10 protein-coding genes are annotated in these 13,568 nt (G+C 58.5%); 2 read left to right on the forward strand and 8 right to left on the reverse strand.

The window, feature by feature from the left end:
- Positions 1-53 precede the first annotated feature (53 nt).
- The 5 genes from alaS to guaB all read right to left on the reverse strand — a co-directional run bounded on the left by alaS (position 54) and on the right by guaB (position 9,328).
- Complete coding sequence (gene alaS, locus ACXAH3_RS04175) at positions 54-2,699, reverse strand: alanine--tRNA ligase (protein WP_474860801.1); 2,646 nt, start codon at positions 2,697-2,699, stop codon at positions 54-56.
- A 138-nt stretch (positions 2,700-2,837) separates the two neighbouring features.
- Positions 2,838-3,914 carry a recombinase RecA gene (recA, locus tag ACXAH3_RS04180; RefSeq protein WP_474860802.1) on the reverse strand — a complete coding sequence of 359 codons (1,077 nt, stop codon included), beginning with the start codon at positions 3,912-3,914 and terminating at the stop codon, positions 2,838-2,840.
- 260 nt (positions 3,915-4,174) lie between these two features.
- Positions 4,175-6,577 (reverse strand): ATP-binding protein, encoded by a 2,403-nt coding sequence (locus ACXAH3_RS04185; RefSeq protein WP_474861152.1) that lies wholly within the window; start codon positions 6,575-6,577, stop codon positions 4,175-4,177.
- 120 nt (positions 6,578-6,697) lie between these two features.
- Positions 6,698-7,858 carry an RsmB/NOP family class I SAM-dependent RNA methyltransferase gene (locus tag ACXAH3_RS04190; RefSeq protein ID WP_474860803.1) on the reverse strand — a complete coding sequence of 387 codons (1,161 nt, stop codon included), beginning with the start codon at positions 7,856-7,858 and terminating at the stop codon, positions 6,698-6,700.
- A gap of 21 nt (positions 7,859-7,879) precedes the next feature.
- Complete coding sequence (gene guaB / locus ACXAH3_RS04195; protein WP_474860804.1) at positions 7,880-9,328, reverse strand: IMP dehydrogenase; 1,449 nt, start codon at positions 9,326-9,328, stop codon at positions 7,880-7,882.
- A gap of 202 nt (positions 9,329-9,530) precedes the next feature.
- Between guaB and ACXAH3_RS04200 the strand changes: the two genes are divergently transcribed.
- Both ACXAH3_RS04200 and ACXAH3_RS04205 read left to right on the forward strand, forming a co-directional pair.
- Entirely contained in the window at positions 9,531-9,716 is a 186-nt protein-coding gene (locus ACXAH3_RS04200; protein ID WP_474860805.1) for a hypothetical protein, read from the forward strand.
- Positions 9,713-10,540: an isocitrate lyase/PEP mutase family protein gene (locus ACXAH3_RS04205; protein ID WP_474860806.1), complete on the forward strand. Its 828-nt coding sequence runs from the start codon at positions 9,713-9,715 to the stop codon at positions 10,538-10,540. Before ACXAH3_RS04200 ends, ACXAH3_RS04205 begins: the two co-directional genes overlap by 4 nt.
- Before the next feature lie 6 nt (positions 10,541-10,546).
- On the opposite strand, the gene ACXAH3_RS04210 is transcribed toward ACXAH3_RS04205, so the two are convergent.
- From ACXAH3_RS04210 to dksA, 3 genes are all read right to left on the reverse strand, one after another.
- Entirely contained in the window at positions 10,547-11,530 is a 984-nt protein-coding gene (locus ACXAH3_RS04210) for a formylglycine-generating enzyme family protein (RefSeq protein WP_474860807.1), read from the reverse strand.
- 98 nt (positions 11,531-11,628) lie between these two features.
- Entirely contained in the window at positions 11,629-12,798 is a 1,170-nt protein-coding gene (locus tag ACXAH3_RS04215) for an FAD-dependent monooxygenase (protein WP_474860808.1), read from the reverse strand.
- A gap of 169 nt (positions 12,799-12,967) precedes the next feature.
- Entirely contained in the window at positions 12,968-13,390 is a 423-nt protein-coding gene (gene dksA / locus ACXAH3_RS04220) for an RNA polymerase-binding protein DksA (protein WP_474860809.1), read from the reverse strand.
- Between the last annotated feature and the right edge of the window lie 178 nt (positions 13,391-13,568).

Here is a 13,568-nt window from a genome sequence, read left to right on the forward strand (position 1 = left end):
AGCCGCGTATCGGGGAAACGATACGCGGCCTTTTTGTGTTTGGAAAGGGTGGTTTAGCCTGCGATGGCAGCCTCGGCAGCTGCAATGGCTTCCGCTGCTTTCGATGCGTCTGCACCGCCGCCCTGCGCCAGCTCAGGCCGGCCACCGCCGCCCTTGCCGCCCAGTTCCGGCACAGCCGCCTTCACCAGATCGACGGCCGACAGGTTGTCGGTCAAATCCGAGGTCACACCAGCGGCCACAGCCACCTTGCCGTCATTGTCCGAAATGATCAGAACCGCACCGGATCCCAGCGCATCTTTCTGTTCATTCACAAGCGCTTGCAGGTCTTTCCCACCTACGCCGGAAATCGACATCGCCAGGAATTTCACCCCATTGATATCCTTGGCTTCTGCCCCCGCACCCGCAGCTTTGGCAAGCTCGCGTTTCAGGGCCGAAATCTCGTTCTGCAACGCTTTGCGCTCGTCCATCAGACCTTTTACACGGTCCACGACCTGCTCGGGCTTGGCTTTCAGCATGCCTTGAAGTTCAGCCCCACGTGCGGCTTCGGCTTCGATATGGGCGACAGCGGCTTTGCCGGTCAGCGCCTCGATCCGACGGATGCCCGCAGCTGATGCGCCTTCGGACAAGATGACGCAGATACCGATATCGCCGGTCTGTTTGACGTGAGTACCGCCGCAAAGTTCGATCGAATAGGTCTCGCCATTCGTGCCCTTACCGGTGGCCGCATGGCCCATCGAGACCACGCGAACCTCATCACCGTACTTTTCACCAAAGAGCGCCTGCGCGCCCATGTCACGCGCATCATCCGGTGTCATGATCCGGGTCTCAACGGGCGTGTTCTGGCGGATATAGGTGTTTACCTCGCGCGCGATGTTGCCCAGTTCTTGCGGGGTAACCGCCTTGTTATGGCTGAAGTCAAAGCGCAACCGGTCGTCGGCATTCAACGATCCGCGCTGCGCGACATGTTCGCCCAGTTCGTTGCGCAGCGCCTCGTGCAACAGGTGCGTGGCGGAGTGGTTGGCGCGAATGGCACTGCGACGCAGGTGATCCACGGCCAGTTCCGCGCCCTGCCCGTTCGTGATCTCGCCTTCGTCCACCTTGGCCACGTGGATAAAGACATCCGCCACCTTCTTGGTGTCCGTCACATGGGCCGAGCCGCTTTCGGTGCGGATCAAGCCCGTGTCACCCACCTGACCACCGCTTTCGGCATAGAACGGCGACTGGTTCACAACGATCTGAACCTCATCTCCGGCCTTCACGGCATCGACGGGCTTGCCGTCCTGCACCAGCGCCAGAACCTGACCCTCGGCATGTTCGGTGTCATAGCCAAGGAATTCAGTCACGCCATGCTGTTCGGCCAGATCAAACCAGATGGTCGCATCCGCGGATTCACCCGATCCAGACCAAGCCGCACGCGCACGGGCTTTCTGCTCTTCCATCGCAGCGTCAAAGCCGGGCTGATCCACGCCGTGGCCTTTTTCGCGGAGCGCATCCTGCGTCAGATCCAGCGGGAAGCCATAAGTGTCATACAGTTTGAACGCGGTTTCACCCGGAAGGTCAGCACCTTCCTTAAGGTTGGACACCTCGTCATCCAGAAGCTTCAAACCACGATCCAGCGTCTTCTTGAAGCGCGTTTCTTCGTTCAGAAGCGTCTCTTCAATCATCGCCTGACCGCGCCCCAGTTCCGGGTAGGCTTGTCCCATTTGGGCCACCAACTCGGGCACCAAACGGTGCATAACCGGATCCTTCGCGCCCAAAAGGTGTGCGTGACGCATGGCGCGACGCATGATGCGGCGCAGTACATAACCGCGGCCTTCGTTGGACGGCATCACACCATCCGCAATCAGGAACGAGGTCGACCGCAGGTGATCCGCGATCACGCGGTGATGGACGTTCTTGTCGCCATAGGGATCAACGCCGGTCGCGTGGGCCGACGCCTCGATCAGAGATTTGAACAGGTCGGTGTCATAGTTGTCATGGCTGCCCTGAAGCAGCGCGCCGATACGCTCCAGCCCCATGCCGGTGTCGATCGACTGCATGTCCAGATCAACCATCGAGCCGTCCTCGAACTGCTCGTTTTGCATGAACACGATGTTCCAGATTTCGATAAAGCGGTCGCCATCTTCCTCGGGCGAACCCGGAGGGCCACCCCAGATGTGCTCGCCGTGGTCATAGAAGATCTCGGTACACGGACCACAGGGGCCAGTTGGGCCCATCTGCCAGAAATTGTCCGAGGTCGCGATGCGGATGATCCGATCCTCGGGCACGCCAAGGCTTTTCCAGATATCAAACGCTTCGTCATCCGTGTGATAAACGGTAACATAAAGACGTTCCTTCGGGATCCCGAATTCCTTGGTGATCAGGTTCCAAGCAAAGGGAATGGCATCCTTCTTGAAATAGTCGCCAAAGCTGAAATTTCCCAGCATCTCGAAGAACGTGTGGTGACGCGCCGTATAGCCCACATTGTCCAGATCGTTGTGCTTGCCGCCCGCACGCACACATTTTTGCGCGGTCGTGGCCCGCACATAGTCGCGCTTTTCCACCCCGGTGAAGAGGTTTTTGAACTGCACCATGCCCGAATTAACGAACATCAGCGTCGGGTCGTTTCGCGGCACCAGTGGAGAGCTGTCCACGATTGTGTGCCCTTCGCGTTCAAAATAGTTCAGAAAGGTCGAACGGATATCGTTGAGGCTGGCCATTTTGTCTCGTCTCTTATGCGCTGTCGATCTCGTTTACCCTTGCGCGCGCGTGCTGTCCACAGCGCGCAGCACCTTCGTGGGGATCAAAGAAAAAAGGACCGGCCGGGGCCAGTCCTTTGATCAAATTATGGGATGATTTTACGCTTCAAGAAGCCCGTCATCATCTTCGCCCTTTTCATGCTCGGGCATGTCGAAATCCAGACCGTGGGCGGCGCGGATCTTGTCTTCGATATCTAGCGCGGTGCGTTTGTGTTCGCGCAGGTAATTTTTGGCGTTCTCACGCCCCTGCCCGATCCGCTCGTCGCCATAGCTGAACCAGGCGCCGGATTTCTCGACCACGCCTGCTTTGACGCCAAGGTCCAGAAGTTCGCCCATTTTCGAGATGCCTTCGCCATACATGATGTCGAACTCGACCTGTTTGAACGGTGGGGCCACCTTGTTCTTCACGACTTTCACGCGGGTTGCGTTGCCAACCACTTCGTCGCGGTCCTTGATCGCGCCGATACGGCGGATGTCCAGACGGACCGAGCTGTAGAATTTCAGCGCGTTGCCGCCGGTCGTCGTTTCCGGGCTGCCAAACATCACGCCGATTTTCATTCGGATCTGGTTGATGAAGATCACCATGCAGTTCGAACGTGCAATCGAGGATGTCAGCTTGCGCATAGCCTGGCTCATCAAACGGGCTTGAACACCCACATTGCTGTCGCCCATGTCGCCTTCCAGCTCGGATTTCGGGGTCAAGGCGGCGACCGAGTCGACCACAACCATGTTCACAGCCCCCGAACGCACCAGCGTGTCGACAATTTCCAGCGCCTGTTCGCCGGTGTCGGGTTGCGAAATCAGCAGCTCGTCCAGATCAACGCCCAGTTTCTTGGCATAAAGCGGGTCCAGAGCGTGTTCCGCATCAACAAAGGCACAAACGCCGCCCTTTTTCTGTTCTTCCGCAACGCAATGCAGTGTAAGTGTCGTCTTGCCCGAGCTTTCCGGACCATAGATTTCCACGATCCGGCCCTTGGGCAGGCCGCCAATGCCAAGTGCAATGTCCAGCCCCAGCGATCCGGTCGAGGTGCTTTCGATCTCGGCCACCGGATTGTCCGCGCCAAGTTTCATGATCGAGCCCTTGCCGAACTGTCGTTCGATCTGGGCCAGCGCGCTGTCGAGCGCCTTTTGCTTGTCGCCGTCTTTTTTCATCTGGAAAATATCCGCTGTTGCCATATCTCGACCTCACTTATTCCACACCCGCCCGCACGCGGCAATCGCAGGATTGTTCTTGTCTTGTTCTTATTTTCTGTATGAGTACAAAAAAGGAACAATTCAAGTAAAGTTTTCGCTTACAGTGAGATTAGGATGCAATGGTAACCAAGTTCTTAACGTCTGGGCTTTTGTTGACTCATGCGCTCGAAAACAGGTTTATTCGTTTGCTAACAATAGGTTGCGGAACACTCAAAACCTCGAAGCCCCACTGGCAAGCTCGGTCAGTGTATTTGATCAGTTACCGTTGCAGTCAGCTCCGTCAACGAGAATGGCTTGGGCAAGAAGACCGAATTCGGGATCCGGGCCTGATGATCTGACACCGAATCCTCGGCATAGCCCGATACGAAAACCACCTTCACGTCTGGCCGATCTTCCAGCGCCTTCGCCACCCATGTGGGGCCGTCCATTCCCGGCATGATCACATCTGTCACGAACACATCCACTTTCAAGGCGGTTTCGTCCAGAACTTGCAACGCTTGCTCGGCGCAATCGGCTTCCAGCACCGTGAAACCGCGCATGCGAAGCGCGCGCGAAGCAAAGGCGCGCACCGGGGCTTCGTCTTCGACCAACAACACAACACCGCCCGACTGCTCTGATGTCTGTTCTTCAACAGCAGGCACAACCTGCGTCAGGCCCGAGACCGTTTCTGGTGGCATAGTGACAAGCTCGTCCAAGACGTCCGAAGGCGTGTCCCCCAGTATTTCGACCTGGTCGTGGTCAGACATCTCCGCCTCGGTATCCTCTACAGGAAAGTCCGTTTCGTTGCTGACCGGGAAATACAGCGTAAATGTTGTACCCTGACCCGGAAGGGAATCCACAAAGATATACCCGCCCATCTGCTTGACGATGCCATATGCCATCGACAGCCCCAGACCGGTGCCCTTACCCGCCTGTTTCGTCGTAAAGAACGGCTCGAAAATCTTTCCGATTTTGTCCGCTGGAATACCGGTTCCCTGATCAATTACGCGAATGGCGACATAGTCCCCTGCCGGAACGCTAGCACGGTCGCGTTGCAGGGCGCTTTCCAAGATCACATTGCGCGTTTCCACACGGATCATTCCCCCATCTTGCATCGCATCGCGCGCGTTCACCACAAGGTTCATGATCACCTGATCCAACTGCCGGCGATCAGCGCGGATGGGCAGAAGTGCGACGTCGTGATCCAGTTGCAGCGTGATTCTTTCGCCTACCAGACGGTTTAGAAGATGGGTCAGGTCGGACAGCGAATCTGTCAGCAAGAGCTTTTCAGGACGCAAGGTTTGCTTGCGCGAAAACGCTAGAAGCTGACGTACCAACGCGGCCGCGCGATTGGCGTTCTGAACAATCTGCGACAGGTCGGAATAGGCCGGATCTTGTTCGTCCCTCCCCATCATCAGAAGATCGCAATGGCCCGAGATCGCAGTCAGCAAGTTGTTGAAATCATGAGCAACACCACCTGCCAGTTGACCGATCGCCTCCATCTTCTGGCTTTGAACAAATTGCGCTTCCAACGATTTCAACTCGGTCGCGTCTTGCAGCACGGCCACAAGCGCAGTGCCGTTTTCTTCGCTGATCTGTGCCAGTGAGATCTGGATGAACACGTCTTCATCGTCACGGGTGGCGCGCACGACCTCGGACCGGCCCAGATGGCGACCGGCATGTGCCTCGCGCAGCCATTCGGACACAGGGCGCCCCAGCCCTTCCACCTGATCCGCCATCAAGGTTCCGATCACTTCGCCATCGCCCAGCAAATCGCGTGCACGGCGGTTGGCCATAGTGATGCGCCCGGCAATGTCGAGCTTCAACAATGGCACCGGAAGACCGTCGATAAAGGCCCATTCTTCATTCGTCAGTTCAGGAGCTGAACTTGGTGGCAGCAAGTAAAGCTCGCGCCGCCCGGCGGTGGCCGGAAGCTCGCACACCAAGGCAGGCACCTTCCCATCCCGGCCCGAGACCTGCATGATGGTGCCGGGCTGAATGGGCAAGTCGGTGAAGATGCGATCCAGCGTGGTTTCCCGCCCGCCCAAAAGATTACGCGCAGCCTCGTTCATAGATTGCACGGTTCCAGTTTTCGTAACCGTCATCATCGGCAAGCTGATATTGTCGCCCGCGCGCATGCCTAGGGAGCCATCTGAGGGCTGTTCGAACCTCCACAAATACCCATAGCCTTGAACAAGATGGACCCGAATGCGCATCCTGCCGTGAATCGTATTTACCTCGTCACTGGCGTTTCCCTTGGCCAGCGCGCGCCCTTGCAAACGATAAAGGACCGAGGCCGGGGCCGCGAACATGTCCGCCAGTTGAGACGACAACACATCGTCCGCCGTTCCTTTGGAAAGTTGCGTGGCGGATGCGTTGCAATAGAGCACCGCCCCATCGGCATCCGTTAGAAACGCTGCTGTTTCCTCATGTTCGACCAAGCCTGACATGAACTCTGCCAGTCGATCCCGGCGCAGATTCTGCGCAATCAAGACAGCACGAACGATCATCGCCAGACATACGAAGGACAATCCGGTTACGATCAGGCCCAGCCCCACAATGGGGACTGCGACGAACCACGACGCACCCAGCAACACCGCGCCGGTCATCATCAACACGAATGTCCGAGGTGCCAGCCGCAGCGCGGTTTGCGTAAGCGGATGCATGGAGAAGGCAGAGGTCTGCAAGGTTGTTCCTTCTTAGAATCGCCCTCTTTTCTGATGGAAGAGGGTTAATGCCCGATTAATGAAGGAAGGTTAGCAACCTAAAGTTGTTAATGAAAAGCGCTAATTTCGCGAAAGTAGGGCCAGAAAGAACCCATCCCCGCCATCGAGCGGCGTGAATTGGTGATCTTCAGTCATTCCGAAATCCGAGTGACGCCCTAGAAAACCATGCACCTGATCCCCGTTTTCACTGCGAAGGACAGAGCATGTGGCATAGGCCAACCGCCCACCCGCATTCATGAAGCCGGGCATGGCAGACAGAATGTCTGTTTGGGCCTTGTGGATCCTGTCCAGCTTCTCAGGGGTCAAAAGCCATTTGCCATGCGGCGCACGGCGCCATGAGCCACTGCCGGAACACGGGGCATCTGCCAGCACCAGATCGAAGCCACCAAGCCCGTTCAGTTCTTCATGCCGAACACGCTTGATCGACACACCGGCCCGCTCAGATCGCGCAGGAATGTCTTTCATCCGCTCCCATGACAGGTCGTGCGCGGTCACATCCGCCCCCAGAGCAGCCATGGCAAGCGCCTTGCCGCCACCGCCTGCACAATAGTCCAACACGCGCATTCCGGGTTGGATATTCAGCGCTTCAATGACGGCTTGGGACGCGGCATCCTGAAGCTCGACAAATCCTTCAATAAAAGCGCGTGACATCTTGATTTTGCGAGGGTTTTTCAGAACTTCGAGCGCGGTGCCTGCCAGAGGTGATGGCCGCGTTTCGATCCCATCTTCGGCAAGCATTTCTGCGGCGTGGTCTCGGTCACCCTTCGCCAAATTTGCGCGCACGAAGACCGGCGCGCGGTGGCGTAGGCTGTCCAGAACGGCATCGGTATTGTCGCCAAGGCTTGCGTCGAATTCAGGCAACAGCCAGTCAGGGCAGTCCAACCGCTGCGCACGGGTCATATCAGATGTACCCGTCACTTCGGCACCGCTCAGAACCGTTGGTGCGTGGCCTTCTCCGGTGAAAAACTCCGCTGGATCTATCCCCTGCCCGCGCAAAAGCCCGATCATCACGGCGCGACCGTCCCGGCCGCCGCCAAGCGCTTGCGACGACGCCAGCCGCCGGACCGCGTCAAAGACGTGATCGCGGATGGCAGCGCGGTCTTTTGATCCCGCAAACCGGTGGCTGCGCGCCCAGCCGGTCAAGGCTTGCTCGACCGGGGTGCCGGACAGATAGCTGTCCAGCACTTCTATTGCGGCGGCCACGCGGGCTCCGGGTGTCATAGCAGGCTCCCCGTCACCGGCTTAGCCGATCCGATAGTTCGGGCTTTCGCGGGTGATCTGAACGTCATGCACATGGCTTTCCTTCAGACCCGCGCCGGTGATTTTGACGAATTTGCAGTTGTTGCGCATCTCGTCCACGGTGGCACAGCCGGTATAGCCCATAGCAGCCCGCAGACCGCCCACCAACTGGTGAATAACGGTGCCAGCAGGGCCTTTATAGGGCACCTGACCTTCAATACCTTCCGGTACCAGCTTGTCCGACGCCGCATCCTTCTGGAAGTACCGATCCGCCGAACCACGGGCCATCGCGCCAAGCGATCCCATACCGCGATAGGCTTTGAACGAGCGGCCCTGATACAGGATCACCTCGCCCGGGCTTTCATCCGTACCTGCGATCATCGAACCGACCATGGCGCAGCTTGCGCCCGCCGCAATCGCCTTGGCGAAATCGCCCGAGAACTTGATGCCACCATCAGCGATCACTGGGATGTCACCAGCCGCGTCGGCACAATCCGAGATTGCAGTCAGCTGAGGCACACCCACACCGGCGACCATCCGCGTGGTGCAGATGGATCCCGGGCCGATGCCCACCTTCACCGCATCTGCGCCCGCGTCGATCAGAGCGCGTGTGGCGTCTCCGGTCGCGACGTTGCCCGCCACGACCTGAACATTGCTCGACAGTGCTTTCACACGTTTCACCGCTTCAATGACGCCTTCCGAGTGACCGTGTGCAGTATCCACAACAACAATGTCCACGCCCGCATCAATCAGCATCTCGGAGCGCGCAAAGCCGCTATCCCCGACCGAGCTTGCGGCAGCCACGCGCAGACGGCCCAGATCGTCCTTACAGGCAGTCGGGTTCAATACGGCCTGTTCGGTGTCCTTCAGGGTCAGAAGGCCGGTCAGCTTGCCGTCACCATCCGTGACCAGCAGTTTCTCGATCCGACGCGCGCGCATCAGGCTTTTGGCCTCTTCCAGCTCGGCTGGTTCTTGCAACATGGCCAGATTTTCCGAGGTCATCATGACGCTGACCGGTGTGTCATCGCTTTCGGCAAAACGCATGTCGCGGTTGGTCACGATGCCCACAACGCGGCCCTCGGGACCAACCACCGGGAAACCGGTGACGCGGTAACGTTCCTGCAAGGCCTTGGCGTCGGCAAGCGTCTGATCCGCGGTCAGCGTAATCGGGTTATAGACAATCCCGCTTTCAAAACGCTTCACGCGGCGCACCTGACGGGCTTGTTCTTCCGCATCGAGGTTCTTGTGGATCACACCCATGCCACCAGCCTGCGCCATTGCAATGGCCATGCGCGCCTCGGTCACCGTGTCCATCGCCGAGCTGAGCAGCGGGATATTCAGCTCGATCGAGCGGGTCACATGGGTCGACGTATCCGCGGTCGAGGGCAGCACGTTGCTGGCTGCCGGAACCAGCAAAACATCATCAAAGGTAAGGGCCTCGCGAATCTCCATGAGCGTTCTCCTTGGGAGTTTTCGTTTGGCACGTCCCTATCTCATGGGTTGGGGCATTTGGAAAGGGGGAAGGCGATATTTCTGCACTCTGACGGCCCTGATTTGCTGAACTGTGGCAATTCCGGTCAAATTTCCGAGTTTGACAATCCCCCAAACCCATGAGCTTCTAAACTGGAACAAACGCGAACATGGCGAGGCACAGATGAAATTGTCAGCCCGAATTCAAGGCATTCTGGACCGAGGAGATGACGGTTGGGGCGTCTTCTACAATGCCCGCGCGATGAAGGCGTCTGGCGTGGATGTGACCATCGAAGACGACCGCTTTCTGGACGCGGTTGAACGACTGATCGCATTTGCAAACGCCCTAAGCGGAGGAGACACGATATGACCGGCCTGAACCGAGGCACCGCCTTTCGCGCCCTGCACCAAAAGGGCAATCCGTTCATCTTGGCCAACGCGTGGGACATTGGCAGCGCAAAGATGCTGGCGGCCCTTGGGGCTGAAGCCATTGCCACGTCCTCGGCCGCCCATACCTTCACGCTGGGCCGCCCCGATATGGGCCATGTGACCCGCGACGAGGCTTTGGCCCACGCACAGGATCTGGTGGCGGCGGTCGACGTCCCCGTCTCGGGCGATTTTGAAAACGGGTTTGGCGATGATCCCGACACCTGTGCTGAAACGGTGCGTCTGGCTTATGAGGCCGGGCTGGCCGGGATTTCCATCGAGGACACCGCCCTGCCCGAAGCCACGCCCTATACCCTCGACATCGCCATTGAACGCATCCGCGCCGCCGCAGCCGCCGCCCGCGCCCTTCCCGGAGATTTCGTGCTGGTGGCCCGCGCGGACGGCGTGATGAACGGACAATATGATCTGCTCGATGCGATGGCGCGCATGAAGGGCTACGAAGACGCTGGGGCGGATTGCCTCTACACGCCCCTGCCCGGCACGCTTGAAGATCAAGCCGCCATCTGCGCGTCAACAGACCTGCCCGTGAACGCCTTGGCCGCTGGTCCGTTCACCAAACACAGCCGCGCGGATTTCGCACAAGCAGGCATCGCCCGGATCTCGCTTGGATCGGCACTGGCGCGCGCGACGCATCGGGTGATCTTTGATGCCGCCAAAGACATGTTTGGCGACGGAGACTTCAGCCTGCTGGGCAAGGGCATCTCGGGCGACAAGGTAGACGCGCTGCTGACCTTGAACGAACGCTGACTGGTCCTAGTTTTCAAACGTTCTAACAAGGCGAAAGCCGTAGGTGCTGTCGCGATTGTCATTTTGCGGCCGGGTACGATGAGCAAGGCGCAGACCATCCATGGCCATATTATACGCCCCCCCTTTGGCCATATATCTGTCGCAACCCTGTGCGGCATGGGCCAGGTAAGCGCTGTTTGTGGGCAGGCTGATGTCATGCTCCAGATTGCAGGATAACGTGATCTCATAGACATTCCCGGACATATGTCGCAGCCCCCAGGGGTTGGCGGCGTCGAGTTCTTGTACGGGAACCGGGATTGCGCGGGTCAGCAATTCGGGAAATGGACGACCCCGGTTGTGTTCTGTTGTATCACTCGAAAAATTCGCCTGATCCGAAGTTAAGACGTCCCCTTGCGCAAAGCGCGTGGTTGTCCCGGCGCGCGCGGCATATTCCCACTCGGCCTCTGTTGGCAGGCGGTATACGTCCGCGCCAACATGTGCATTCAGCCATGCGACGTATTCTTCAATATCCAGCAGCGAAACATTGATGACTGGATGATCCGGGCCGAGTTGAACGTATCCTTTCCTGAAAACCACAACACGGTGATCAGGCGTATGGCTGCACCCGCCCTCGTTCACACAGACCATCCATTCAGCATGGGTGACTTCGTTCACAGCCATTGCATAGCGTGTGTCCATGAGAACCCGGTGCTGCGGGCCTTCATGCGGAAGGTTGTAAAGACCGTCCGGCCCTTCGTACCCAACCGGCCCCTTCTGCTCACCCCAATCGTCCCAAAGTGACGACCACGACTCTCCTTCGCGCGGGCCCATCATGAACGACCCCGGCGGCATCACGATCATTTCAGGGCATTTATCGCATTCTCGAAATGCCTCAAGCGCAGAAAGTTCGACGCCGCTAACCAGTGATGCGAAATTGGCATCAGTATCTTCCGCCGCCGCGATTGCGACGGATGCAACAAGAATACCAAGAAATTTCAACACGACGTGCATGATACGAATCCCTAAAGGCAGTTTGTGTATTTAATTACAACACTTTGCCAAGCACCCACAGGGACGTTAGCAACAGGGTTTACGCCGATCGCCGCGACCTAGTCCGACGTGACATCCATGTCATAAATCCAATCATAGCGCCGCATCAGCACCTGCGGCGCAATCCGCCCGACCGTGCGCAGCGCCATGTGCCCCGCGCTACGTACCAGCGGGTTGGCGTAATGATAGTTGCGTGCGTTCTTGTGCGCTTCGGCGACGATTTTAGCGGTGCGCGGGCGCCGTTTGTCCTGATAGACCGCCGGGCCGCGCTCCAGCCCGAAACGATCCAGACAATCGGCCAGCACCCAAGCGTCTTCCAGCGCCATCACCGCACCTTGTGCCATGAAGGGCAAGGTGGGATGGGCCGCATCGCCCAGCAAAACCGCCTGCCCCTGATGCCAGCGTTTTGCCACGGGATGCAGGTGTAGCCCCCAGATATGTGCCTGCTCGACCCGTTCAAGAAGCGCCAACGCATCGTCGCAAAAGCCACGGAAAGCCGCCATCAGATTGGCGGGGTCGTCCGCGTGGAACCAGCCTTCCTCGGCCCACGTATCGCGTTCTTCGACTGCGACGATATTCACAACGCTGCCTTCGCGCAGCGGATAGGTGACCATGTGACGCCCCGGCCCCATGAAAACCGTGGCTTCCGACTGTTCGCGCCCCGTGGCCGGCACCAGCGCGCGCCACGCCACCTGACCAGTGAATTCGGGCGCAGCGTGGCCGTTCAGCGCGGGCCGCATAACCGAATGCAGCCCGTCGGCTCCAACCACAAATCCCATATTCACCGGATCTTGCCCTTGAAGCGTCACTTCGGTGCCGCCTGCGCCCGGATGCGCCGCCTGAACCTGTTGCCCGCAAAGGACCGTCACGCCCGCCTGAAGGGCCGCATCATAGAGAAGCCGTTGCAGATCCGCGCGGTGGTAAAGAAGAAATGTCTCGCCGGGTTTCAGCTTGCGAAAATCCAAATCCAGCACACCGTGGCCAGACACGCCGTCACGCAGCCAGACGCCCTGCCCTTGGATCGCATGGGCGCGCGCCTTGTCGCCCAGACCCAGTGCATCCAATACCCGCACGCCATTGGGGCTGACTTGCAGCCCCGCGCCGACCTCGGTGATGGCGGGGGCTTGTTCCAAAACGGTCACTTTCGCACCGCGCTGGGCCAAAGCGACCGCGGCGGCCAGCCCGCCAATCCCGGCCCCCAAAATGGTGATTTGCTGATGCTGGATCATGCTGTGTCTCTGTCCCTGTTCAGCGCATTACCGCTGGATCGGCCCTGTACACGCCTTGCCAAACAACAAAGGCGACGGAAAGCCCGCCGCCTTTGTGACATGGTTCTTTCGCCAAGGGTACGTGACAAATTGCACCGCCACCCGGACCGCGCAATCGTAGTTCCCCGGATCAATCGTCGCGATGCACTTTCTCGCGGCGTTCGTGACGCTCTTGCGCCTCAAGGCTTAGTGTCGCGATAGGGCGTGCATCCAGACGTTTCAGCGAGATCGGCTCGCCAGTGTCTTCGCAATAGCCGTATTCACCTTCGTCAATCCGGCGCAGTGCCTGATCAATCTTGGCAACCAACTTGCGCGCACGGTCACGTGTACGCAGTTCCAAAGCGCGGTCTGTCTCTTCCGAGGCGCGATCGGCAATGTCTGGAATATTACGTGTTGTGTCTTGCAAGCCTTCAATCGTGTGACGGCTTTCGTCCAGAAGCTCGGCTTTCCAAGCTTCGAGTTTGCGCCGGAAATATTCCAGCTGCTTGTCATTCATGAATGGTTCGTTTTCGGCTGGCCGATAATCGTCGGTCAGGAATGCCTCAGCTTTCATACCAACTCCCTCTTCTACCGGATCGCAATCTCTGCCAAACCCTTCGGCAGTGGACGCCCGGTTACTTCTGGGCGCGGTATACGCCCGCAAAACGGGAATGTCACGCCTGAAAAACCTAACGCCAGACAGCTTGAATTGCCCTTCGGCTAAGTCCCTGATAGCGCACGACATCTTTCAT

It is taken from the genome of Aliiroseovarius sp. ABM4_368 (assembly GCF_056161205.1).

Bases quoted from the DNA above. Each gene is read 5' to 3' on its own strand.
- recA (WP_474860802.1), bottom strand. From the start codon at position 3,914: ATGGCAACAGCGGATATTTTCCAGATGAAAAAAGACGGCGACAAGCAA.
- ACXAH3_RS04190 (WP_474860803.1), bottom strand. From the start codon at position 7,858: ATGACACCCGGAGCCCGCGTGGCCGCCGCAATAGAAGTGCTGGACAGC.
- alaS (WP_474860801.1), bottom strand. From the start codon at position 2,699: ATGGCCAGCCTCAACGATATCCGTTCGACCTTTCTGAACTATTTTGAA.
- dksA (WP_474860809.1), bottom strand. From the start codon at position 13,390: ATGAAAGCTGAGGCATTCCTGACCGACGATTATCGGCCAGCCGAAAAC.
- ACXAH3_RS04205 (WP_474860806.1), top strand. From the start codon at position 9,713: ATGACCGGCCTGAACCGAGGCACCGCCTTTCGCGCCCTGCACCAAAAG.
- ACXAH3_RS04215 (WP_474860808.1), bottom strand. From the start codon at position 12,798: ATGATCCAGCATCAGCAAATCACCATTTTGGGGGCCGGGATTGGCGGG.
- ACXAH3_RS04210 (WP_474860807.1), bottom strand. From the start codon at position 11,530: ATGCACGTCGTGTTGAAATTTCTTGGTATTCTTGTTGCATCCGTCGCA.
- guaB (WP_474860804.1), bottom strand. From the start codon at position 9,328: ATGGAGATTCGCGAGGCCCTTACCTTTGATGATGTTTTGCTGGTTCCG.
- ACXAH3_RS04185 (WP_474861152.1), bottom strand. From the start codon at position 6,577: ATGCATCCGCTTACGCAAACCGCGCTGCGGCTGGCACCTCGGACATTC.
- ACXAH3_RS04200 (WP_474860805.1), top strand. From the start codon at position 9,531: ATGAAATTGTCAGCCCGAATTCAAGGCATTCTGGACCGAGGAGATGAC.